Genomic DNA, 24493 nt, shown 5'->3' with positions numbered 1-24493 from the left:
ACTCAGTGCAGCTTGACACGCGGCGCAGCGCGTTTCATGAACAGGCGCCCTATGGCCAGTGTGCCGGTACGCACCGGACCGAGCACTGCGAGGTGGTGCATCAAATGCAGGCTCATGTACATAAGCCGGGCCAGCAAACCTTCAACAAACCAGCTTTTCCCCGACAGCACACCCATCAGATTGCCTACTCCGCGGCTATGCCCTACCGAGACCAGCGAACCGTAATCGCGAAACTGGAACTGGCGATCACGGGGTTGCCGGCCCATGATGCGCTCATGCATGGTATCGAGCAGAAAGCTGGCTTGCTGATGTGCGACCTGGGCGCGGGCGGGCAGCGGGCGGTCTTCGCCGATCCAGGGTGCCTGGGCACAATCACCCAGGGCGTAGATGGACGGATCGGTACTGCGCAGGCTACCGTCCACGACCAATTGATTATTGCGATTGAATTCGAGCCCAAGCCCGGACAGCCAGGCCGGCGCTTCGATGCCCGCCGCCCAGACACAGAGATCAGCCGGATAGCGATTGCCTTCGCTGTCAGTCAACTCGTCTGCCGCCACGGATGCGACACGCACTGATGTCTTGACCACAACCCCCCTGCTTTCCAGCAGCTTTTGCGCCGCGGTCGATAGTTTTTCCGGCAAGGCCGACAAAATGCGCGGGCTGCCTTCAAGCAGGGTAATGCGTATGTCGGCGGCGGGGTCCAGGTCGTTCAGGCCGTAAAACGATGCATCGGCGCAGGCTTCGAGCAACTCGGCCGCCAGCTCAACGCCGGTGGCGCCGCCGCCGACAATACCTATATTCAACTTATAGCCGGGCTCTGCCGCCTTTCTTCGGCTTGCCAGCACCAGCTGATGCAGCAGGCGCAGGCGAAAACGCTCGGCTTCGGCGGTGGAGTCAAGTGCTATCGCGAACTCGGCCGCGCCCGGCGTACCAAAGAAGTTGGATTTGCTGCCCACCGCCATGACCAGCGTATCGTAGGCTATGCTTCTGGCGGGGAAGACCTCGTCTTGCGAGTCGGACAGAACGGGCTTGAGCTTCAGCAGCCTGGCTTGCCGGTCGACCGCTTCAAGCTCGCCATAAATAAAGGTGAAACCACAATCCTTGGCCAGCATGAAATACGAAAGGCCTTCGCGGTGGATGTCCAGCGTTCCGGCTGCGACTTCGTGCAAGGAAGGCTTCCAGATATGGCCGCCGTCTTTGTCGACCAGCAGTACGTGGGCAGGCCCGTATTTGCGCCCCAGCTTGGCGGCCAGCTCAAGGCCACCCGCACCGCCGCCGACAATCACTACCTTATGTGCCTGTTCGTCCATCTGCGCCCCTGATACGCGTGCTAGCCGGAATGTACGACATTCGCAGCATCGGTTTCCAGCCAGCCGCCGCCCAACGCCTTATACAGATCGACCTCGCTGTTCAACTGTGCCAGACGATCCTGAATATACTGCTGCTGCGAAGTGAACAGCAAACGCTGGGCATCCAGCACGTTCAGATAGCTGTCCACCCCTTCATCGTAACGCTGTTGGGCCAGTTTGAAATACTCGCTGGTATTTTCAACCAGTTCGCGCTGTGCTTGCAGCTGTTTGCCGTAGGTGCCGCGTGCGGCCAGGCTGTCCGAGACTTCGCGAAAAGCGTTCTGTATGGCCTGCTCATACTGGGCCACACGAATATCACTCTGGATTTCGGCGTAATCCAGATTGGCGCGCAGGCGGCCGGCATTGAAAATGGGAACGGAGATGCCGGGCATGAAGGACCAGGTTCCGGAACCGCCTTCAAACAAGCCGGACATTTGCGAACTGGCGGTACCCGCAGCACCGGTCAGGCTGATGCGCGGAAAGAACGCGGCACGAGCCGCGCCGATATTGGCATTGGCCCCGATCAGGCGATGCTCGGCTGCCAGGATATCGGGCCTGCGCTGCATCAAATCGGAAGGCAGGCCGGCCGGCACGGCGGCAAATACCTGGCTGTCCAGCTTCAGGCCCTGCGGCATATCGGCGGGCAATGGACCACCCATCAGCATCCTGAGGCCGTTCACATCCACCGCCACCTGGCGTGTATAGCGCTGCACGTAGGCACGCGCTTCGTCCACTGTGGTGCGCGCCTGGCGCACCTCCAGTGCCGAGGCCACACCCACATCGAAGCTGCTTTGTATCAAGGCCAGCGTTTTCTCGTTGGTCTGCAGCGTGCGCTGCGCCACCTCCAGCAATGCCTGATCGGCTTGCCAGGCCAGATAGGCCTGTGCCACATCGGCCACAAGGCTTATATGGACGCTGCGCTGTGCCTGCCCGGTCGCCAGGTATTCTTCCAGGGCCTGCTGGTTCAGGCTGCGAACCCGGCCAAAGAAATCCAGTTCGTACGACATGGCCGCGCCCACGTCATATTGCGAGGAAATGCCCGCCACACCGGCGGGCGACAAGTCGGCCGGCAGGCGCTGGCGGCTGCCATTGCCCGCCGCATCCAGCGTGGGGAACAGCTCGGAACGCTGAATACGGTACTGGGCCCGATAAGCATCGACCGTCAGGGCGGCCACACGCAAATCACGGTTGTTGTCCAGGGCAACGGCAATCAGCCGCTTCAGGGCGGGATCCTTGAAGAAAGTCTGCCAGCCTATATCGGCTGCAGCCCTGCCCTCTTGTGCCGGCGCTTCACCATAGGCCTGCCCCTGCGGCCAGGCCGCCGTTTCCACCGGCTGGGCCGGCTGTTCGTACTTGGGCGTCATGGAGCAGGCTTGCAACAGCACGCTGATGGCCACCCCCGACGTGATCATTGCAAATCTCATGACTGCGCTCCTTCCAGGGCGGGCTGACTGCCGGCCACCGATGATTTTTTCTTCGTCAACGACATCACCACCACAAAGAACAGCGGGATGAAGAATATGGCCAGCACTGTCGCCGTGATCATGCCGCCCACCACGCCAGTGGCGATGGCGTGCTGGCTGCCTTCGCCGGCTCCGCTGGCCAGCGCCATGGGCAATACACCGAAGGTAAAGGCCAGCGAGGTCATGATGATGGGTCTCAGGCGCAGCCTGGCTGCCTCAACAGCGGCCTGGACCAGCGTGCGCCCTTCCTGCTCGTAAAGCTGCTTGGCAAACTCCACGATCAGGATCGCGTTCTTGGCCGACAGGCCCACCGTGGTCAGCAAACCGATCTGGAAGAAAACGTCGTTGGACAAGCCCCTGAGCAAGGTGGCGATGACAGCCCCGATCACGCCGAGCGGCACCACCAGCATGACGGAGGCCGGCACCGACCAGCTTTCATACAGCGCGGCCAAGCTCAGGAACACGATCAGCACCGTCAGGGCATAAAGCATGGGGGCCTGCGAACCGGTCTGGCGCTCTTCGTATGACAGGCCGTTATACGCGATGTCCACACCTTCAGGCAGTTGGTCAACCAGGCGTTCGACCGCTTGCATGGCCTCGCCCGTGCTGTATCCAGGCGCGGGCGCGCCCTGTATCTGTATGGCCGGTACGCCGTTGAAGCGTTGCAGCTTGGGCGAGCCGTAAGTCCATTCGCCGGTGGCGAAGGCCGAGAACGGCACCATATCGCCTTCGGCATTGCGCACATACCACTTGCCGAAATCCTCGGGTGCAAGACGTGAATCCATCTCGCCCTGGATATACACACGCTTGACCCGGCCGCGATCGAGGAAATCATTCACATACATGGAACCCCAGGCGGCGGACATCGTTTCATTGACATCGGACAGGTTCAGCTGCAACGCGCGAACTTTTTCATCGTCGATCAACACCTGGTATTGCGGTTCGTCGCTCAGGCCGTTGTGGCGCACCATCATCAGCGCCGGGTCCTGGGCAGCCAGCTGCAGCAGCTGGTCGCGCGCGGCCATCATTTCGTCGTGACTCAGGCCGCCCATGTTCTGCAGGTAGAAGTCAAAACCGGTGGCGTTACCCATTTCAATAATGGCGGGCGGCACGAAGGCAAACGCGGTCGCATCCGTGATCCGGGACAGGCGCGCATTGGCCCGCTGTGTCAGGCTGAATACGTCGGTAGCGTCGCCCTGACGATCTTCCCAGGACTTGAGCTTGACGAATGCAACGCCCGAGTTCTGGCCGCGCCCGGCAAAGCTGAAGCCCTTGACCGCCATGACGGAATCGACCGTGCCCGCTTCGTCTTCAAGCAGGTACTGGTTCACTTCATCCAGAGCGGCCTGGGTACGCTCGGCGCTGGAGTTGGCAGGCGTCTGCACCTGTACGAACATGATGGATTGATCTTCTTCCGGCAGGAAGGTCGTCGGAATGCGCGTGAACAGCACCGCCAGGCCGCCGACAATAAGCAGAAAGATCACCATATAGCGCCCGCGATGCCTGATCATGCCCGACACGCCGCGCTGATAGCGGTCGTTGCCGCGATCGAACATGCGGTTGAACCAGCCGAAGAATCCTTTTTTGTTGTGATGATCGGCTGCCGAAGGCTTGAGCATGGTGGCGCACAAGGCCGGCGTAAACACCAGTGCCACCAGCACCGACAGGCCCATGGCCGACACGATGGTAATGGCGAATTGCTTGTAGATAATACCCGCCGAACCGCCAAAGAATGCCATCGGCACAAACACGGCGGACAGCACCACGCCAATGCCCACCAGCGCGCCCTGAATCTGCCCCATGGACTTGCGGGTGGCATCGCGGGCCGAGAGTTTCTCTTCGACCATCACCCGCTCGACGTTCTCGACCACCACAATGGCATCGTCCACCAGCAGGCCTATGGCCAGCACCATGGCGTACATGGTCAGGATATTGATGGTAAAGCCGAAGGCAGACAGAATTCCGAAGGTGCCCAGCAACACCACCGGCACGGCCAGCGTGGGTATCAGGGTGGCCCGGAAATTCTGCAGGAACAGATACATCACCAGGAAGACCAGAACAATGGCTTCAAACAAGGTGTGCACGACCGATTCGATCGATGCCTCCACGACCGGCGTGGTGTCGTAGGGATAAGTAATCTTCAGGCCGTCCGGCAAGAAGGGTTCGAGTTTTGCAATGGTGGCTTCCACACGTTCGACCGTGTCCAGCAGGTTGCCGCCCGTGGCCAGGCGCAAGGCCAGGCCCGACGAGGGCTTGCCGTTGTACTGGCCCGAGATTGCAAAGTTTTCGGCGCCCAGATTGATTTTGGCCACGTCGCGCAAGCGAACCTGTGAACCGTCAGGGTTGACCTTGAGCAGAATGTCTTCGAACTGAGGGATGGTCTGCAGACGGGTCTTGCCGATAATGGTGGCTGACAGCTGTACGCCCTTGGTGGTCGGCAAGCCGCCCAACTGGCCCGAAGACACCTGCACGTTCTGGCTGCGGATGGCATTGGCCACATCGCCCGGTGTCAGCGCAAAGCTGTTCAGCTTTTGCGGATCCAGCCAGATGCGCATGGCGTACTGCGAACCGAACAACATGAAGTCGCCCACCCCTTCAACACGGGATAGCGAATCCTGCCAGTTGGTGGCGATGTAGTCGGACAAGTCGGCGGCATCCATGCGTCCGCTTTCATCCACCAGCCCCACCACCAGCATGAAGTTGGATTGGTGCTTGGCCACGCGTATGCCCTGGCGCTGCACCTCTTCGGGCAACAGCGGCGTCGCCAGCTGCAGCTTGTTCTGCACCTGGACCTGGGCAATATCAGAGTCAATGCCCTGCTCGAAGGTCAGGATGATGCTCATGCTGCCGTCCGAGTTGCTTTCGGAAGACATATAGCGCAAGCCATCCAGGCCGTTCATTTTCTGCTCGATCACCTGCACCACTGAATCTTGCACGGTTTGTGCCGATGCACCGGGATAGGTCACGCTCACCGAAATGGCCGGCGCGGCGATATTGGGGTACTGGTTCACGGGCATGCCGAATATGGACAACGCACCGGCCAGCATGATCACGATGGCCAGGACCCAGGCAAAAATGGGCCTGTCTATGAAAAACTTTGACATTCAGCGTCCTCTTAAGCGTTTGTGTCAGGCTTGCCGGACACTGCGGCCTGGTCTTTTGCTTCGGTTTGGGCAGCCGAAGCAGACTCGTCCACATCGGAAAAGTCCATCACAACCGATACGTTCTCGGCCGGTTTGGCAACCACTTCCATGTCCTGGCGCACGCGTTGCACACCCTCGGTCACTACCTGCTCGCCACTGCTCAGTCCCCCACCGACCAGCCACTGATTGCCCACCGTCCTGAGCGTCACGATGGAACGCCGCTGCGCCTTGCTGTCTGCGTCCACGACCCAGACGAAGGGATCACCTTTCTGGTCACGCATGACGGCTTGCTGGGGCACCAGGAGCGCATCGTTGCGCACACCCTCGTTCAACTGCGCCTAGACAAACATACCGGGCAGCAGATCGCCGTCGGGATTGGGGAACTCCGCCCGCAAAGTGACGGAGCTGGTTCCAGGATCGACCGTGACCTCCGAGAATTGCAATGTGCCGGCATGCGGATAGATACTGCCGTCCTCCAGACGCAAGGAAGCTTTTGCCTGGTCGGCACCCGCCAGCTCAAGCCGGCCGTTGGCCATTTCCTTGCGCAGGCGCAGCACCTCGGTCACCGGCTGCTGCACATCGACATAAATGGGATCGATCTGCTGCACGGTCACCATTTCCGTGGCCTGTCCATTGGTCACCAGCGCTCCCTCGCTAACGGTGGAGCGCCCGGCCCGACCCGAAATCGGTGCAAGCACCTTGGTGTAGACCACGTTGATACGTGCCAGCTCGGCCTGTGCCTGGGCCTGCTTCCAGGCGGCCATGGCGTCGTCATACTGCTGTTGACTGATGGCGCTGGTTTTCTGCAGGCGCTGATAGCGTTTGGCCAGACGTTCGGTCGTAACCAGATTGGCCCTGGCACGATCATATTCGGCCTGATGCACCGCATCGTCGATCTGATACAGCTGCTGCCCCTTCTCTACTTCGGCCCCTTCCTCGAACAATCGCTTCTCGACTATGCCATTGACCTGCGGCCGCACTTCGGCGATGCGAAACGCCGCGCTGCGGCCAGGCAACACCGTGACCAGGGTCAGGGGTTCGGTCTGCACGGTATGTACCCCCACTTCAGGGGCTGCGGCGGCCGGTGGCGCCTGCTCGGGCTGGCCGCAAGCGGCCAGTGTGGCGGCCATCACCAATAGCGCGGCGGTTTTGCTGAGGGAAAATCGGTAACTGGGCTTCATGGATGCATCTCAAGAGTTGAAAGGCACCGGACCGGATAGATCCGCATGCAGATTTGCGGACATATCCGGTCCGGAACTTTAGATTTATAACCGTACTGTACGGTCAGTTTAAGCTTGACAAAAACCTCCTGTCAAGCAAAACTGTACGGATTAGTTCAGAAATAAAGAGGCGACCATGAGAACCAAGAGCGAAGCCCGAAAAGATGCAATCATGAGCGTTGCCCTGGAAGTTTTCCGTGAAGTGGGGTTTGATGCCGCATCCATGTCGCAGATCGCAGCAAGGGTGGGCGGATCGAAGGCAACGCTGTACAACTATTTTTCGTCGAAGGAAGAGTTGCTGCTCGAGGCCATGCTGCACTCGGCTGAGCAGCACGCCGAGAATGTCCTGCAATTGCTGCAGACTGAAGGTGATTTCAGCCAGCAATTGCATAGCTTCGTGGCCTCGTTGCTCACGCTGGTCAACGCGCCCGAAACCGTAGAGATCCTGCGCGTGGCCATTTCAGTGGGCGGCACCACCGACGTGGGCCGGCGCTTCTACGAAAGCGGCACACAGCACGTCTGGACGGAAATCTCCAGCAAACTGCAAGAGGAAATCAAAAAAGGCAGCTTGCGCGATGTGGATGCCGACAGGATGGCCATGCATCTGCGCTGCCTGTGCGAGGCTGAAATGATACGCAACCTGCTGGGTGCCCATCAGCGCATGAGCGCATCGGAGGCCAGGGAAAAGGCAGATTGCATCATAGATATTTTCCTGCATGCCTACGGCAGCACGCGCTGAACCCTGCGGATACCAGCCATTAACGACAAAGCCGGTGTGGGCCACACACCGGCTTTGTCGTGTTACAGCTCTGTTTTGCCAGACTAGTTCGGTTTGGCCAGACGCTGCCAGGTGTCGACCACGGTATCCGGATTCAGCGACATGGACAGAATGCCTTCATCGCGCAGCCAGTTGGCCAGGTCGGGATGGTCGCTGGGGCCTTGACCGCAAATACCCACGTATTTACCCGCAGACAGGCAAGCCTGGATGGCCCGGCGAAGCATGAACTGCACCGCTTCATCGCGCTCGTCGAAGTCGGCCGCCAGCAACTCCATGCCCGAGTCACGATCCAGGCCCAAGGTAAGTTGGGTCATGTCGTTCGAACCGATGGAGAAGCCGTCGAAGTATTGCAGGAACTGTTCGGCCAGAATGGCGTTGGAAGGTACTTCGCACATCATGATCAGGCGCAGGCCGTTTTCACCCCGTGCCAGACCATGGCTGGCCAGCAGATCGACGACCTTGGCTGCCTGAGGCAAGGTGCGTACGAAAGGCACCATGATCTCGACGTTGGTCAGGCCCATTTCGTCGCGCACCTTCTTGAGTGCTTCGCATTCCATCTTGAAGCATTCTTCGAACTCCTGGGAAATGTAGCGCGATGCGCCACGGAAGCCCAGCATGGGGTTTTCTTCTTCGGGTTCGTAGCGCGAACCGCCCACCAGCTTGCGGTATTCGTTGGACTTGAAGTCAGACAAACGAACGATGACGGGTTTGGGGTAGAACGCAGCAGCCAGTGTGCTGATCCCTTCGGCAAGCTTTTCAACGAAAAAGGCGCGCGGGCTGGCATAGCCACGGGCAGCCGATTCAACGGCCTGCTTGAGCTCGGCATCGACATTGGGGTAGTCGAGCACTGCCTTGGGGTGCACGTTGATGTTGTTGTTGATGATGAATTCAAGACGGGCCAGACCCACGCCATGGTTGGGAATCTGCGAGAAGTCGAAGGCCAGCTGCGGGTTACCCACGTTCATCATGACCTTCAGGCCGATATCTGGCATTTCGCCCCAGCGGACTTCTTCTATCTCGGTTTCGATCAGCCCTTCGTAGATGCGGCCTTCGTCGCCTTCAGCACACGATACGGTCACTTCGCGACCATTGTCGAGGATATCGGTGGCATTGGCGCAGCCAACGACAGCCGGAATACCCAGTTCACGAGCAATAATCGCCGCATGGCAGGTGCGGCCGCCACGGTTGGTGACAATAGCCGAAGCCAGCTTCATGACGGGCTCCCAGTTGGGATCGGTCATGTCGGTGACCAGGATGTCGCCGGCCTGGACCTTGTCCATTTCGGAAACGTCGGCCACGATACGTACCTGGCCCGAACCAATCTTCTGGCCGATGGCCCGGCCGGTTACCAGCACGTCGCCGGTGGCTTTCAGGCGATAGCGTTCCTGCACATCGCTGCGTCCTTGCTGCGACTTCACGGTTTCCGGACGAGCCTGCAGAATGTAGATCTTGCCGTCGATGCCATCACGGCCCCATTCAATATCCATGGGGCGCTGATAGTGTTCTTCGATGATGACTGCGTAGCGGGCAAGCTCAATGACTTCCTCGTCGGTCAGCGAATAGCGGTTGCGTTCGGAAACCGGCACGTCGACCGTGCGCACGGCATGTCCGGATGTGCGCGCTTCGTCGAATTCCATCTTGATAAGCTTGGAACCAATACGGCGGCTGATGATGGGATAGTGACCCGAAGCCAATGTAGGCTTGAATACATAGAACTCGTCGGGGTTGACGGCGCCCTGCACCACGGTTTCGCCCAGGCCGTAAGACGAGGTGATGAACACAACGTCGTTAAAGCCCGATTCCGTGTCAAGCGTGAACATCACGCCGGCGCTGCCGCGGTCGGAGCGCACCATGCGCTGTATGCCGGCCGAAAGAGCAACTTCCGTGTGGGCATAGCCTTTATGGACGCGATACGAAATGGCTCGATCGTTGTAAAGCGACGCGAACACGTGGCGGATTTTTTCCAGAATGTCGTCGATGCCGACCACATTCAGGAAGGTTTCCTGCTGGCCTGCAAAGGAAGCGTCGGGCAGATCTTCGGCCGTTGCCGAAGAGCGCACGGCAAACGAACCCTGGCCGTCTGCGTCGAGTTCGGCAAAAGCACTGCGAATGGCCTGTTCGAGTTCGGCAGGAAACGGAGTGTCGATGATCCATTGACGGATTTCGGCACCGCCCTGGGCCAGTTCGCGTACATCGTCGGCATTGAGGGTTTTAAGACGCTCTGCAATGCGCTCATCGAGCCTGGTGGATTTCAGAAAATCGCGAAATGCGTCGGCAGTGGTCGCGAACCCGCCTGGGACCCTTACCCCGGCGCCGGCCAACTGACTGATCATTTCACCTAGTGATGCGTTTTTTCCTCCGACCGAGTCGACATCCGTCATGCGGAGCTGCTCGAAAGACACTACATAAGACATAAAGTCACCTTAACTATATAAAAGAAAGCTTGTTTGCTTAGCGCGCCAGAATTTCCGCAAGGAAAACCCTTGGTAAGCGGTGCACTAAGCAAACCAGCCTTGCCTGCCGGTTCGGTGACTGTTAATCTTTGCGATTGTACCGTTTATAGCGCCTTGTGCGCTGACTTTATTCCATGTCTGATTCCCTGATTGAAAGAACCGTATTTGTTGTCTCTGACAGCACGGGTATTACCGCCGAAACATTCAGCAACTCAGTGCTGTCGCAATTTGACCAGTTCTCTTTCCAGGCGATCCGTATTCCATATATCGACAGCGTGGAAAAAGCAGAGGCTGCCGCGGTGCGGATCAATCGCTGCGCGGAAGAACAAAACGCTCCGCCTCTGGTATTCAGCACGCTGGTCAATCCAGCCATCTCCCAAAGCATACGTGAAGCGAACTGCACTTTCCTGGATCTGTTCAGCACTTTTGTGCAACATATCGAAACTGCGCTGGGAGTGAAGTCCAGTCATTCGGTGGGCCGTTCACATATGGGCGGCATGTCGAAGCAGTACGCCAATCGCATCGAAGCCATCAATTTCAGCCTGGCCCACGATGATGGGCAGTTCATACACGGGCTGGAGCAGGCTGATGTCATCCTGGTGGGGGTGTCCCGCTGCGGTAAGACGCCTACGAGTCTTTACCTTGCCATGCAGTATGCGGTCAAGGCAGCCAATTTTCCTCTGATTCCCGAGGATTTCGACCGAGGCTCCCTGCCCGCCACGCTGGCGCCCTATCGCAAGAAGCTGTTCGGGCTGTCCATACAACCCGAGCGCCTGGCAGAAGTGCGCAACGAGCGGCGCCCGAACAGTCAGTATTCCTCGATCAAGCAATGCCGGGATGAGGTGGCCGAGGCGGAGCGCCTGATGCGCATGGAAAATATTCCCTGGCTGTCCACCACGACGCGGTCTATTGAAGAAATTTCCACCAAGGTGCTCGATGAAGTGGGGCTAAATCGGCGGATGTTCTGACGATTCGGGTGCTAATGGGCGTTGATATTCGCTGTGCGGTTTGATTCTTTGATCGCCAGGCTTCTTTTTGCACAGGCTGCTTGGTTTCTTGCGGGAGCCAGGGTGCTGCGCAGGCGCCGAACCAGTCACGAGGAGCAAAGCCCGGCCCACACCATCCGTCACGCGTGCAATATGACACGGCGCTGCTCAAACAGGCACACACCGGCTGCAACCGCCACATTCAGCGACTCCACATCGGCTGCCTGCGGAATGAATACCCGTATGTCGGCCTGAGCCAGCAAGGCCGGATCCACCCCCTGCCCCTCATTGCCGAAAACCCAGGCGCACTCGGCAGGTAATGCAACATCGTATAAAGACTGCGCGTCATGCAGTGCCGTCGCAACCAGTGGCACATCCAGGCGCTTGCGCAGCGCTGCCAGATCCATATGCTCGTGTATCGTCATCACGAAATGCGCGCCCTGCGCGCTGCGCAGCACCTTGGGCGACCAGGCCGAGGCACAGCCTGCAGACAGATAGGCATGCTGTATGCCTGCCGCAGCGGCCGTGCGCAGCAACGTGCCTACGTTACCCGGATCCTGCAGATGATCCAGCCACAGGCAATTGTGGTCTATATGATCAGGCAAGGTGGGCGTTGGTGTTGTAGCCAGAAAATAGACGCCCTGCCCGTGGCCCACCTGCGACAAGCCTGCCGCCAGACGGGGTTCGCAGCTAAGGCAGGCACCAGCGGGCAAAACATTGGCAAGCGCTTGCAACTCAGACTGCGTTTCAAGCTTTTGCAGGTCAAACAAAGCCAGTTCCGGGACACCCACGTGCTGCAGCCAGGCCTGACAAAGATGCACGCCCTCAAGTACCACGCGTTGCACGACGTGGCCGTCTGCACCCTTTTCCCTTTTGCCTGCAGCCAGACGCGACAACTGCTTGTAAACAGCGTTATCGCGCGAGGAAATATGCTTCATGGAAACGTATCTCCTGATTTATTGAACGGCAACACTGACTGTCGCGCCGGGGCTTTCCGAATCCTGCAGCAGCTTCCTGACCGGTGCAAAGCTGCGCCGGTGTGCCGGACACGGTCCGTGTGCCTGCAGGCGGCTCAGATGCAATGCGGTTCCGTAGCCTTTATGCTGGTCGAACCCGTAATCCGGATAGGTCTGGTGCAGCAGCAGACAATCGGCATCCCGGGCGGTTTTGGCCAGTATGGATGCTGCCGAGATCTCTGCCACGCTGTCATCGCCGCCCACTATAGCCTGTGCTGCGCACGATAAACCCTGGGGAACCCGGTTGCCGTCAATCAGCACCTGACCAGGAAGCAAGGACAGCCCTTCACATGCGCGGCGCATGGCCAGCATGGTTGCCTGCAGAATATTCAGCGCATCAATTTCCTCGACGCTTGCACTGGCGATACACCAGGCCAATGCCCGCTCCTGCACGATCAGGGCCAGCCCTTCACGACGCGCTGCACTCAGCTTCTTGGAGTCCGCCAGCCCTGTGATGGGACGATCCGGATCGAGAATGACGGCAGCCGCAAACACCGGCCCGGCCAGAGGACCACGCCCGGCTTCATCGATACCCGCCACATTCAGGACAGCGGGACCGGCACCAAACAGATCAAACTGGCTGCCAGCTTGTGGGTACATTTGACCGTTGTTGTTTGCCATCTGTTGCCTTAGCGAACCTGTTGGACAATGGCGCGAGCAGCCAGCTCCGGCGTATTGCGCCACAACGATTCGTGGATTTGTTCAAAGCGCCCGGAAACCTGCCGGGCGTACGGAGCATCGGTCAGCGCCTTCCAGCTGGCTTCGGCCAGCGCCTGGGGCGTTGCATCGTCTTGCAGCAGCTCGGGCACGACAAAATCACGGGCCAGCACATTGGGCAAGCCTACCCATGGCACATAAGGACGCGCCTGCCCTGACTTCCATTCCATCATACGTTTCATCATGGGTGAAAGCACATAGGAAATCACCATGGGCCGCTTGAACAATGCTGCCTCGAGCGTTGCTGTACCGCTGGCCACCAGGACCGCATCTGCGGCCTCCATGACGTTCCAGGCAGCGGGACGCCCTGCAAAGTCTGTGGTGGACGCATTGCCTGGCTGTGCCAGCTCTGGAGTTGCGGCCCGCGCCTTATCGTCGCCAGACTGCGCAACAATATGGCAGTTGGCAACCGGATATTCCCGCAGCAGGGCCTCGAACTCTTTTCGGCGTTCGGAATTGACCATGGGTACGAGTATCTGCAGCGCAGGATCTTGCCTGAGCAGGATTTGTGCAGCTTGCAAAAAGCGTGGCCCCAGCAGACGGATTTCCGAAGCGCGGCTGCCCGGCATAAGCGCCAGAACGCGGGCGCCGGGGTCTACGCCCAGATAACGGCGCGCAGCCGGCTTATCGGGCTTCATGGGGATGACCTCGGCCAAAGGATGCCCGACATAGGTTACAGGCACGCCTTCCTTTTTGTATATTTCTTCCTCGAAAGGAAACAGCACCAGCATGTGCGACACAGCCTGGCGTATCTTGTGTATGCGCTCATAGCGCCAGGCCCAGATTGACGGGCCCACAAAGTGCACCGTAGGTATGCCGGCCTGCCGCAACTGATGCTCCAGGCGCAAATTGAAGTCAGGTGCATCAATGCCGACAAACACATCCGGTTTGTTGTCCAGCCAGCGCTTTTTCACCTTGAAATACGTGTTCAGCAGACTGGGCATGCGTTTGAGCGCATCTACATAACCGAAAACGGTCAAGGCATCCATGGGCGCCCAGACGTCGAAACCTTGCTGAACCATGGCCGGGCCGCCTATGCCCTGGCATTGGCTGCCGGTGTCGTGACGGCTGATCCCGCGGATAATGCGCGCGGCCAGCAGATCACCGGAGGGTTCGCCGGCGACCATACCGACACGCATGTTCATGAGCGCACTATGCCCCGGGTCGAGCTCGCGAGAAAATCCACCATGAGCTGGATGGCATCGCTTGCCTGGGGTTGCGCTTGCTGAAGCTGACGCATCTGCTCAATAGCCTGCTCGACGTTAAGATTGCGTCGGTACAGCAGCTTGTAGGACTCTTTCAGTGCCGAAATGGCTTCAGGAGTGAACCCGCGTCGGCTCAGGCCCTCGGAGTTGATGCCAACCGGCCTGAACGGATCGCCTGCACCAATCAGATAAGGCGGGATGTCCTGACGGATGGAACTGGTGCCCCCAACCATGGCATGGGCACCGACGCGCACGAACTGATGTATGGCGGTCAGCCCACCCAGAATCGCCCAGTCGCCAATATGAATGTGGCCGGCAAGTTGCACGCCGTTTGCGATTACGGTGTGGTGCCCAATCTGGCAATCGTGCGCTATATGCACATACGCCATGATCCAGTTATCGTCTCCGAGGCGGGTAACGCCTACATCCTGTGCAGTCCCGGTATTGATAGTGACGTATTCCCGTACGGTATTGCCGTCGCCGATCTCGAGGCGCGTGGGTTCGCCCGCATACTTTTTGTCTTGCGGCATACCGCCTATAGAGCAAAACCGGTAAAAATTATTATTGGCGCCTATAGTCGTGTGGCCATCGATCACGCAATGCGGCCCCACCACCGTACCCGAACCGATGACGACATTTTCTCCGATGATGCTGTAGGGACCGACCTGCACGTCATCTGCAATGCGGGCGCCCGGAGCAATAATCGCAGTGGGGTGTATCAGGCTGGACATGACTAGTCTTCCAGCACACGTATTGCGCACATGATCTTTGCTTCTGCAACGACCTGCCCGTCGACCGTGGCGCAGGCCGAGTACTTGCAGATGGAACGGCTGATGCGGTCGGCGGTGACTTCCAGACGCAACTGGTCGCCCGGCACAACAGGCTTGCGAAAACGTGCACCGTCGACGCCAACGAGATAGTACGCGATCTTTTTGTCTGCCGGACTGACGCCGGCGTCATCCTCGAAGGAAAACAATGCGGCAGCTTGTGCCAGCGCCTCGATGATGAGTACGCCGGGCATAACCGGATGATGAGGAAAGTGACCGGTGAAGAACGGCTCGTTCATCGAGACATTCTTGATGGCCACTATGCTTTTTCCCGGTACCATTTCCAGCACACGATCAACCAGCAGCATCGGGTATCGATGCGGCAGCCTGGCCATGATCTGATTGATGTCCAGTTCCATCTTCTTATATCCTGCAAATAAATTCGTACGATACGAAAGTTTGTTTAAGATTGTTGTTTTTCCAGTGCTCTGATGCGTCGGCGCAACGTACTCAGCTGGGGCAGAACAGCGGCATTGCGTTGCCACTGAACGTGCTCGGCATAGGGGTAGACGCCAGTGTAACGTCCGGGTTCACTGATGCTCGAGGTAATCGCCGTGCCGCCCGAGACGTTCACGTCGTCGCCCAGGGTCAGGTGCCCGGACAGCATTGCCGCTCCGCCTATCGTGCAGCGCTTGCCGATGACCGTTGACCCGGCAACGCCCACACAAGCCGCCATGGCGGTGTGGTCGCCAATCAGGCAGTTGTGGCCGATCATGATCTGGTTATCGAGCTTGACGCCGTCACCTATAAGGGTGTTTTCGATTGCACCGCGATCAACCGTTGTGTTGGCCCCGATTTCAACATCATTGCCCAGCACAACACCACCAATCTGCGCTATCTTGGCCCAGGCGCCGCTTTCCTGCCGGGGGTCGGGCGCAAAGCCGAAGCCATCAGCGCCCAATACGCAGCCCGAATGCAAAATGGCGCGATCGCCGATGGTAACGTTGTGGTACAGCGTTACCCGGCCATGCAACAGGCAATCGGCTCCGATTACCGAGTTTGCTCCAATGATGCAACCAGGCCCAAGACGTGTGCCCTGCCCTATGCGTACACCATCTTCGATCACGCAATGCGGGCCCACAGCAACACCGGCTGCAATTTGTGCAGTTGGCGCAATGATGGCGCTCGGGTGGATACCCGCCGGCAGATTCTTGATGCGATGTCTGTCGAACCACTGTGCCAGCAAGGCATACATCAGATAAGGCTCGCTGCACAGAACCGGCTGAAATGTATAACTGCCTGAATCCAGGGTGTCGTATGCGGCCTGGGTCAGGATAACCGCCGCCGCACGGGATTGCTGCAATTGCCCCAGCATCCGCGGGTTGGACAGAAAACTGATTTCTTCAGGACCGGCAGAAAGCAAGGAGCCCAGGCCCCGGATACGGGTCTGGGCTGCGTCCTTGGTTTCGACCGGTATGCAATCCAGACCTGCGACATTGGCCTGGGCCAGCAGTGCTTGCAGGGTGGGCGCCTGCTCAGGCGCTAACAATACCGGCATCTTGTATTAGCCGCCGAGTGCTTTCATGACCTGGTCGGTGATGTCGACGCGTGGGCTGACAGTAACCGCATCCTGGATAATCAGGTCGTAGTTCTGCTGTTCGGCAATTTGCTTGATGGCTGCATCGGCCTTTTCGACGATTCCGGAGAACTCTTCGTTGCGGCGACGGTTGAAGTCTTCCTGGAACTCGCGACGCTTGCGTTGAAGGTCGGAATCGAGATCGGCAAGCGCACGCTGGCGCTTGATACGCTCGGATTCAGACAACACTGGTGCATCTTTGTCGAATTTTTGTGCTTCGCTGCGCAAACGGTTGGCCATGTTCTGCAGTTCGGTATCGCGCTTTTTGAATTCGGCTTCGATCTTGGCCTGCGCTGCCTTGGCTGGCTTGGAGTCGCGCAGGATGCGCTCGGTGCTCACAAAGCCAATCTTGGTTGCCTGCGCCTGGGCTGGCGCCGGTACCGCCACGATGGCCGCGCCAACACCCAGCACGGCTGCAAGTGTCAGTGCACGATTGGCCCGGCCGATGTTGCGGCTTAAGGTGGTAAGTTTTAATGCGAATTGAGACTTCATGAAAAATCTACCTTGCGAATTAGCAGAGATAAAAGAGTTATTGTGCCACTAAATAGAGTACATCAAAAACCTGTGCCGATCTGGAACTGGAACGCCTGCTTGTCGTCGCCTGGTTTCGCGTTCAGCGCACGGGCAAAAGACAGCTGCAGCGGCCCCAGAGGTGACTGCCACGACAGACCTATACCTGCAGAGTATTTCCAGCCGCAAGGATCTTCCACCTGATTGTTGACCCCTTGGGCGCAACCGCCATCGGTACTGGCAACCTGACCTGCATCGGTGAACAGGAACCAGCGCAAGGTACGATCACGCGTTGCACCGGGAAATGGCAGATAAAGCTGGATATTTGCCGCCAGACGACGGGAACCGCCCAGGTAGTCGTTCGTTAGTGTATCGCGCGGGCCCAGTGACGCACCTTCGTAACCGCGTACGGAACCTATGCCGCCACCGTATATGTTCTTGATGACAGGAAAGGACTTGTCGCTGTAGCTTTTGCCCCAGTCGGCCAGACCATTGAATGCCAGCGTATAGGAGCGACCCAGCGGCAGATAATATTGCTGCTGGGCACTGAGCATGTAGTACCGAAGATCCATGGTGGAAACGTCGGCAGACAGCCTTGTATAGCTGCCACGCGTTGGAGCGATTGCGCTATCGCGCGTATCTTTGGACCAGCCCAGGTTGAATATGAAGGAGTTGGCCTTCTCGCCGTACTCGTCGACGTAGTCACGATAAGCTTGTGGTGCACTGTCGCGGAAATGGCTGATCTCGTTGCGCTCGAAGCTCACGCCGGCAAAAACACGATCGTATTCTGAAATGGGCACCCCGAAATTCAGCCCTGCCCCGAACGCGGTAACGCGATAATCACCGGTGGCATCGCTGTTTTCATAAGGCGTGGTACGACGGTAGTACAGCGAGGTGGTCTTGCTGATGCCGTCTTGGGTCCAGTACGGATTGGTGTGCGAAATGATCGCCGCCCGGTTGGTCTGGCTGGTATTCATTTGCAATGACAAGGTATTGCCACTGCCGAAAATGTTGTCCTGGCTGACACCGGCCGACAGAATCACCTTGTCGGTTGAACCATAGCCCACACCCAGGTTGATCAGGCCCGTGGGCTTTTCCACGACATCAACGTTAACGTCGATCTGGTCGGGAGAACCCGCCACCGGCGTAGTGTGCACGTTGATATCGTTGAAGTAACCCAGACGATCGATACGTTCACGCGAAGCCTTGATGCTGTTCGAATCGTACCAGGCAGCTTCCTGCTGACGCATTTCACGCCGTATGACTTCGTCGCGGGTACGGGTATTGCCGCCGATCTGGATGCGGCGCACATAAACACGGCGGCCTGGATCCACATAGAAGGTCAGGTCGGTTTCATGGGCTTCGCGATCGAGTGCCGGATTAGGGTTGACGTTGGCAAACGCATAGCCCAGGCTGCCCAGGTAATCGGTAACGGCCTTGACGGTGGCGTTGGTGTCAGAGGCCGAGAAAACCTGGCCTTCCTTGACCTGGATAAGCGGCTGAATCTGCTCTTCCAGGCCGATCAGGTCGCCTGCCAGTTTCACGCTGCGCACGACATAGGGCTGGCCCTCGTGCAGCGTCAGGTTCACGAAGATGCTTTCGCGATCAGGCGAAATAGTTACCTGCGGCGGTTCGGCCGAATATTCCAGATAACCGCGATCAAGATAGAAGGAACGTATGCGCTCGACATCGCCTTCGAGTTTTTCACGGGAGTATTTGTCGGTGCCGGTATACCAGGTCATCATGCCCGACGTCGTGAGCTCCATTTCGTCGAGCAGGTCGTCTTCGGAAAATGCCTCGTTGCCGACAATCTGGATTTCGCTGATCTTGGCCAGGTCGCCTTCGAAAATATCGAAACTCACCCCGACACGATTGCGCGGCAAGGGCGTAATGATGGGATTGATTTCAACCCCGTACTTGCCTTTGGAAAGATACTGCTGCTTAAGCTCAAATTCGGCGCGCTCAAGCATGGAGCGATCAAACACGCGACCCTGGCCGAAACCGACCTGTGCCAGCGACTTGGTAATGCCCGGCGCGTCGAACTCGCGCATGCCATTGAATGAAACCGATGCAATGGTCGGGCGCTCTTCGACCGTTACCACCAGGACATCGTTGGCCGTGTCGATTTTTACGTCACTGAAAAAGCCGGTGGAGTACAGACGCTGGATGGCCTCGGACGCCTGCACTTCGGTGAATTCTTCACCGACCCGTACTGGCAGGTAGCTGAAGACCGTGCCTGCATCGACGCGTTGTATGCCATTAACCTGAATGTCACGCACGACAAAGGGCGTAAACGCACTGGCGAAACTGGGAATGAGCAAAGCAGCCAGTAAAGCAGGCAGTGCGCGCTTGGAAAAGGATAATTTCCGGCTAAACGACATCCTGGTGCATCCTTGGACGATTAAATGGTGGAAGATTGTAAGACAGAAAGCCGCTAGCTGAAAAGGCGGGAAAAATCGTTGAAAAACGCCAGACTCATCAGGGCTGCCAACAAGCCCAAGCCAATGCGCTGACCGTTTTCAAGCCACTTGTCGGGAATGGGTCGACCCCGTACACCTTCAAGAATGTAATACATCAAGTGCCCGCCATCCAGCATGGGGATGGGTAATAAATTTAACACGCCGATGCTAACACTAATAAGTGCAAGAAACCCTATGTAGGCAGCAAAACCTATTCGCGCTGTCTGTCCGGCATAGTCGGCAATGGTTACCGGGCCGCTCACGTTGCGCAGCGACACGTCGCCGACAATCATGCGCCCCATCATCTTAAGGGAAAACCACACAGTCTCGAAAGTACGCGATACGCCCCGCGCAAGACTCTCGAACAAACCGTAGCGCACCGTCACCATCGGAAAGTCTGCACCCAGCATGACGCCTATGCGACCGGTTACCTGACCGTCGGGCCCCGTTTGCGCCAGGGGCAGAACACTAAGGGTCAGGGCTGCACCATCGCGCAGCACCGTAACTGGCAAGACCTGCCCGGGGTGCTTCTTGACTTCTTCGACCATGGCACCGGCGCTGGGCTGATCAAGCTCACCCACCTTGACGATGACGTCACCAGCTTGTAAACCGGCCTGCTCACCGGGCTCGCCCGCATTAACGCCTGTGACTCTGGGCTTGGGTGTGGCCAGCGACAAGCCGGCCTCGGCCATCAGGTCGGCGCCATCGGGCTCGATGGCAGCGGGCGGAAAATGCAGGATACGCTCGCGCTGCAAGCCTTCTGCCGTTTCCACCCGTAACTCGGCCTTTCCACCGCTGCTCAGGGCGTCCATTAGCTGCCAGCGCGCCTCGCCCCACGATTGCACCGCCTGCTGATTAACGGCGATCACGCGGTCATTGGCCATAATGCCGGCCTGTGCGGCCAAGCTATTCGCCGGCGGCTCGGCCAGGATCGCCGCGGGTTCGCTGGTGCCGGCAAGATTCAGGCCGGCATAAAGCAGTGCGGCCAGCACCAGATTGGCAACGGGACCTGCCAGGACGATTGCACTGCGCTGTTTCAGGCTCTTCCGGTTGAACGCCTGGGCAGCTACGGAAGGAGGGTCACCGGGCTGGGCATCGTCCAGCATCTTGACGTATCCGCCCAGTGGAATGGCCGACAAGGCCCACTCCGTGCCGTGGCGATCCGTGCGACGCAACACCACCTTGCCGAACCCTACCGAGAATCGCAGGATGCGAACGCCGCACAGCCGTGCCACCCAATAGTGGCCCAGCTCGTGAAACGTAATCAATACGCCCAGCGCAATGGCAAAGGCAAGCAAGGTAAATAACATGAAGTTCCTGAAGAATCCGGTCTGGCACCTGTTAAAGGGGTAGTCAGGCCTTAAGCTGGCAAAGCTCGGTGGCAATGCCACGCGTATGGGCGTCAAGCGCCAGAACGTCGTCGAGGGAATCGAGGCTGGTATCGGAACGACCCGTTATGCGTTCCAGACAGGATTCTATAACCGGCGCGATTTCAGTATAGCGAATTTGCTGTTTCAGAAAGCAGTCAACTGCGATCTCATTGGCTGCATTGAGCGCCACACAAGCGGCCTGCCCTGTCTTGAGCGCGTCAAAGGACAGACGCAGACAGGGAAAGCGCTCGAAATCCGGCTCTTCGAAATCCAGCCGTCCCAGCATGGCCAGTTGCAACAGGCCGACTCCGCTGTCTATGCGCTCGGGAAAACCCAGGCCATAGGCGATAGGCGTGCGCATATCAGGCTGACCTAATTGAGCGAGTATGGAGCCATCTTCGTACTCCACCATGGAATGGACCATGCTCTGCGGGTGAATCACCACCTTTATGCGGTCAACGGGCATCGCGAACAGCCAATGGGCCTCGATGACTTCCAGGCCCTTGTTGAGCATAGTGGCCGAATCCACGGATATCTTGCGCCCCATGCTCCAGTTCGGATGCGCGCAAGCCTGGTCAGGTGTAACACCGGCCAGCTGATCGATCGCGGTCTGACGAAAAGGACCACCAGATCCGGTCAGCAACAAGCGTCGTACGCCGGCAGCCGGTTCGGTCGGTATCGTGGCGCGTGTTACCTGGGGCATACACTGAAAAATGGCGTTGTGTTCGCTGTCTATGGGCAAAAGCTCAGCGCCGTTTTCCCGGGCGGTGCGCATAAAGAGCCCGCCGGCGGCAACCAGCGCCTCTTTGTTGGCCAGAAGTATGCGCTTTCCGGCTTTAGCCGCTGCCAGCGCCGAAGGCAGGCCTGCCGCGCCCACAATAGCGGCCATCACCGTAGTTACCTCGGAATCGAGAACGGTATCCACCAGCGCTTGCGCGCCGATACGGATTTCGGGACCAGCACCATCGCCGGCCCAGGCCTGGCGAAAACGGTCACGCGCCTGTTCGGTCGGAACGATCACAATCTTGGCCCGCGCAATCCGGGCTTGCTCGGCGAGTTTTTCCATGCGACTGTATGCGCTCAAGGCATAAACAGCCATGGTCTCGGGATGGCGCAAGGCAACGTCCAGCGTACTTTCGCCTATGGATCCCGTAGAGCCCAGCACGCATAGTTGTTGAAACTTCATGAATATCAGACTCCGGTAATCAGCAGTGCAATGGGGGCTACGGGCAGCAAGGCGTCGATGCGATCGTATACGCCGCCGTGACCGGGCAGCAGCTGGCTGGAGTCCTTGACACCCGCCCTGCGCTTGAGCAACGACTCGAACAGGTCGCCGATAATCGACAGAGCAGCAAGAAAGACGGCAATCAAGGCAACCATCCACCAGGGCCAGCGCTGCAGCATTGCATCGCCAAAACTACCTGGCCACCAGGCGCTGAGCAAGACCCAGGCCGTTGCAGCCAGCACACCACCCGCCGCACCTTCCCAGGTTTTTCCCGGACTGACCCGCGGTGCAAGCTTGTGGCGCCCAAACGCCTTACCGGTAAAGTAGGCGGCAATATCCGCAAACCAGATAAGTGCCATCAGGGACACCAGAAACCAGGCGCCTCGGTGCAAATACATCTGGACCAGTGCAAACCACACGGCCACGACAGCCAGAAGGCCGAACAGACTAAGCCAAACGCCGCCCGAGCGCCGCGTGGCCTGGCCCTGGACGACCAGAGCCGTTGCCAGCCCCACCCACAGGACTGAAACAAGGGGGAGCAAATATCCACCAAATATGGAATGCGCCGGGATGGATGGTGTCGGGGATGCTTTATTAAGCCATTGCCAGGCCAACCCCAGGAGCACAATGCCACACAATGCAGCGGCAACGGGAGGCACGACATGCCCTGCGCCGGGCCACGTCAGGCGCAACCATTCCCACAGTGCACAAACGGCTGTCAGAACAAAAAGCAGCACCAGCGGCCACGGGCTGGATGCCATCAAGGAAGCCAGCAACACTGCCAGCAGAATCACCGCTGTGACGACACGCTGCTTTAACATATAAGGGAACCTCCCCCTGGCTTACTTGGCGAGCTGGGCACTGGTGCGCCCGAAACGTCTTTCCCGCGTGCGATACCACTCGAAGGCGGCATCCAATTCCTTGGCGCCAAAATCAGGCCAGAAATCGTCAGAAAAATACAGCTCAGTATAGGCCAGTTGCCAAATCAGGAAGTTGGAAATACGCTGTTCACCGCCTGTTCGTATGAACAGATCAGGCTCAGGCGCGTAGGCCATCGACAAATATGGAGCAAGCTCGCTTTCAGCAATGGCGTCAGATTGAGCGGCAAGTTCGGGTTTGGCGATCATCAGCTTGCGCAAGGCCTGCAGGATATCCCAGCGTCCGCCATAATTGGCCGCGATGGTCAGATGCAAGGCATCGTTGCCCGCCGTACGCGCCTGCGCTTCCTTTATCATTTCCTGCAGCTTGGGCTCGAAAGCAGATAGATCACCCACGATATGCAGGCGCACACCCTGGTTTTCCAGCTTGCTGATTTCTTTGTCGAGCGTCTGCATGAACAGCCGCATCAGTACCGAGACTTCTTCTTTGGGGCGGCGCCAGTTTTCGGAGCTGAAAGCAAATAGCGTCAGATACTTGACGCCCCGCTCTCCGCAGGCTTCGACGACACGACGTACAGCCTGCACGCCACGGAAATGGCCGGCTGTACGAGGAAGAAAACGTTTGGTCGCCCAACGCCCGTTGCCGTCCATGATAATGGCCAGGTGCTGCGGTATGTCATTGCTCTCGGGGATAGACAGCGTTGAGCTTCTTACCATGTAGGGAATATCCGATGCCTGGACACGACGGTTAAACCGTCATGATCTCGGCTTCTTTCTGGGCGACGAGCTTATCGACTTCAGCCACGTGCTTATCGGTGAGCTTTTGCACTTCATCCTGCATGCGACGCTCGTCGTCTTCAGAGATTTCCTTGTCCTTGACCAGCTTTTTCAAGCTGTCGTTGGCATCGCGTCGCAGATTGCGCACGGCAACCTTTGCATCTTCGCCTTCGTTGCGTACGACCTTGGTCAGATCGCGCCGACGCTCTTCGGTAAGAGCAGGCATCGGCACACGTATGCTGTCACCCATGGAAATCGGGTTCAGGCCCAGGTCGGAGTCGCGTATGGCCTTTTCCACCGGAGCAGCCATATTCTTTTCCCAAACCTGCACACTGATGGTGCGGGCATCGACCAGGTTGATGTTGGCAACCTGGCTGACCGGCACGGGGGAACCGTAGTATTCGACTTGAACATGATCGAGTATGCCGGCGTGGGCCCGACCGGTACGAATCTTGGACAGACTGACCTTGAGGTTCTCTATGGACTTGCCCATACGGGACTCTGCCGACTGTTTGATTTCTGCAAGACTCATTATTATTCC

The 24493-nt window shown here is 58.3% G+C and carries 21 protein-coding genes; 2 read left to right on the top strand and 19 right to left on the bottom strand.

The genetic code is table 11. The features are described 5' to 3' along the window. Nucleotides 1–2 precede the first annotated feature (2 nt). Genes LKR43_RS04215 through LKR43_RS04200 form a run of 5 tightly spaced genes read right to left on the bottom strand, consistent with a single transcriptional unit; the run spans nucleotide 3 to nucleotide 7136 of the window. Nucleotides 3–1310 (bottom strand): NAD(P)/FAD-dependent oxidoreductase, encoded by a 1308-nt coding sequence (locus LKR43_RS04215; RefSeq protein ID WP_227682611.1) that lies wholly within the window; start codon nucleotides 1308–1310, stop codon nucleotides 3–5. A 20-nt stretch (nucleotides 1311–1330) separates the two neighbouring features. Continuing rightward, entirely contained in the window at nucleotides 1331–2773 is a 1443-nt protein-coding gene (gene adeC, locus LKR43_RS04210) for an AdeC/AdeK/OprM family multidrug efflux complex outer membrane factor (protein ID WP_227682610.1), read from the bottom strand. Further along, complete coding sequence (locus LKR43_RS04205; RefSeq protein ID WP_227682609.1) at nucleotides 2770–5916, bottom strand: efflux RND transporter permease subunit; 3147 nt, start codon at nucleotides 5914–5916, stop codon at nucleotides 2770–2772. The genes adeC and LKR43_RS04205 overlap by 4 nt, the downstream gene beginning before the upstream one ends. Before the next feature lie 11 nt (nucleotides 5917–5927). Continuing rightward, complete coding sequence (locus LKR43_RS16225) at nucleotides 5928–6287, bottom strand: HlyD family secretion protein (RefSeq protein WP_305080615.1); 360 nt, start codon at nucleotides 6285–6287, stop codon at nucleotides 5928–5930. 6 nt (nucleotides 6288–6293) lie between these two features. Next, nucleotides 6294–7136, bottom strand: coding sequence for an efflux RND transporter periplasmic adaptor subunit (locus tag LKR43_RS04200; RefSeq protein WP_305080614.1), 843 nt, complete (start codon nucleotides 7134–7136; stop codon nucleotides 6294–6296). 175 nt (nucleotides 7137–7311) lie between these two features. Between LKR43_RS04200 and LKR43_RS04195 the strand changes: the two genes are divergently transcribed. After that, nucleotides 7312–7914 (top strand): TetR/AcrR family transcriptional regulator, encoded by a 603-nt coding sequence (locus tag LKR43_RS04195; protein WP_227682608.1) that lies wholly within the window; start codon nucleotides 7312–7314, stop codon nucleotides 7912–7914. A gap of 83 nt (nucleotides 7915–7997) precedes the next feature. Here LKR43_RS04195 and ppsA read toward each other — a convergent pair whose 3' ends face one another. Then, entirely contained in the window at nucleotides 7998–10367 is a 2370-nt protein-coding gene (gene ppsA, locus LKR43_RS04190; protein WP_227682607.1) for a phosphoenolpyruvate synthase, read from the bottom strand. A gap of 173 nt (nucleotides 10368–10540) precedes the next feature. Here ppsA and LKR43_RS04185 point away from each other — a divergent pair, with 173 nt between their 5' ends. Continuing rightward, nucleotides 10541–11374 (top strand): pyruvate, water dikinase regulatory protein, encoded by an 834-nt coding sequence (locus LKR43_RS04185; protein WP_227682606.1) that lies wholly within the window; start codon nucleotides 10541–10543, stop codon nucleotides 11372–11374. A gap of 158 nt (nucleotides 11375–11532) precedes the next feature. Here the strand turns inward: LKR43_RS04185 and LKR43_RS04180 are convergent, their stop codons facing one another. From LKR43_RS04180 to frr, 13 genes are all read right to left on the bottom strand, one after another. Beyond that, nucleotides 11533–12330, bottom strand: a complete 798-nt coding sequence (locus LKR43_RS04180; protein ID WP_227682605.1) for an RNA methyltransferase — start codon at nucleotides 12328–12330, stop codon at nucleotides 11533–11535. Between the two features lie 18 nt (nucleotides 12331–12348). Continuing rightward, complete coding sequence (gene rnhB / locus LKR43_RS04175) at nucleotides 12349–13008, bottom strand: ribonuclease HII (protein ID WP_227682815.1); 660 nt, start codon at nucleotides 13006–13008, stop codon at nucleotides 12349–12351. 29 nt (nucleotides 13009–13037) lie between these two features. Then, entirely contained in the window at nucleotides 13038–14270 is a 1233-nt protein-coding gene (gene lpxB / locus LKR43_RS04170; protein WP_227682604.1) for a lipid-A-disaccharide synthase, read from the bottom strand. After that, nucleotides 14267–15061: an acyl-ACP--UDP-N-acetylglucosamine O-acyltransferase gene (gene lpxA, locus LKR43_RS04165; protein ID WP_227682603.1), complete on the bottom strand. Its 795-nt coding sequence runs from the start codon at nucleotides 15059–15061 to the stop codon at nucleotides 14267–14269. The genes lpxB and lpxA overlap by 4 nt, the downstream gene beginning before the upstream one ends. Before the next feature lie 2 nt (nucleotides 15062–15063). After that, nucleotides 15064–15516: a 3-hydroxyacyl-ACP dehydratase FabZ gene (fabZ, locus tag LKR43_RS04160; protein ID WP_227682602.1), complete on the bottom strand. Its 453-nt coding sequence runs from the start codon at nucleotides 15514–15516 to the stop codon at nucleotides 15064–15066. Between the two features lie 44 nt (nucleotides 15517–15560). After that, a complete protein-coding gene (lpxD, locus tag LKR43_RS04155) occupies nucleotides 15561–16655 on the bottom strand; it encodes a UDP-3-O-(3-hydroxymyristoyl)glucosamine N-acyltransferase (RefSeq protein ID WP_227682601.1) in 1095 nt (364 codons plus the stop codon). 6 nt (nucleotides 16656–16661) lie between these two features. Then, nucleotides 16662–17225 carry an OmpH family outer membrane protein gene (locus LKR43_RS04150; RefSeq protein ID WP_227682600.1) on the bottom strand — a complete coding sequence of 188 codons (564 nt, stop codon included), beginning with the start codon at nucleotides 17223–17225 and terminating at the stop codon, nucleotides 16662–16664. Nucleotides 17226–17287: 62 nt separating this feature from the next. Continuing rightward, complete coding sequence (gene bamA / locus LKR43_RS04145; RefSeq protein ID WP_227682599.1) at nucleotides 17288–19624, bottom strand: outer membrane protein assembly factor BamA; 2337 nt, start codon at nucleotides 19622–19624, stop codon at nucleotides 17288–17290. 53 nt (nucleotides 19625–19677) lie between these two features. Continuing rightward, the gene (rseP, locus tag LKR43_RS04140; protein ID WP_227682598.1) at nucleotides 19678–21012 is read right to left on the bottom strand and encodes an RIP metalloprotease RseP; all 1335 of its coding nucleotides are present in this window, start codon (nucleotides 21010–21012) and stop codon (nucleotides 19678–19680) included. A 43-nt stretch (nucleotides 21013–21055) separates the two neighbouring features. Beyond that, complete coding sequence (gene ispC, locus LKR43_RS04135; protein WP_227682597.1) at nucleotides 21056–22258, bottom strand: 1-deoxy-D-xylulose-5-phosphate reductoisomerase; 1203 nt, start codon at nucleotides 22256–22258, stop codon at nucleotides 21056–21058. Nucleotides 22259–22263: 5 nt separating this feature from the next. Beyond that, a complete protein-coding gene (locus LKR43_RS04130; RefSeq protein ID WP_227682596.1) occupies nucleotides 22264–23118 on the bottom strand; it encodes a phosphatidate cytidylyltransferase in 855 nt (284 codons plus the stop codon). Between the two features lie 21 nt (nucleotides 23119–23139). Continuing rightward, nucleotides 23140–23892, bottom strand: a complete 753-nt coding sequence (uppS, locus tag LKR43_RS04125; RefSeq protein ID WP_227682595.1) for a polyprenyl diphosphate synthase — start codon at nucleotides 23890–23892, stop codon at nucleotides 23140–23142. A gap of 31 nt (nucleotides 23893–23923) precedes the next feature. Continuing rightward, nucleotides 23924–24484, bottom strand: a complete 561-nt coding sequence (frr, locus tag LKR43_RS04120) for a ribosome recycling factor (RefSeq protein ID WP_227682594.1) — start codon at nucleotides 24482–24484, stop codon at nucleotides 23924–23926. Between the last annotated feature and the right edge of the window lie 9 nt (nucleotides 24485–24493).

The organism is Pusillimonas sp. MFBS29 (assembly GCF_020687695.1).
Lineage (GTDB): Bacteria > Pseudomonadota > Gammaproteobacteria > Burkholderiales > Burkholderiaceae_B > Pusillimonas_C.
Note: the sequence above shows the minus strand (reverse complement) of the source record. Positions and strands in the feature narration are given on the sequence as shown.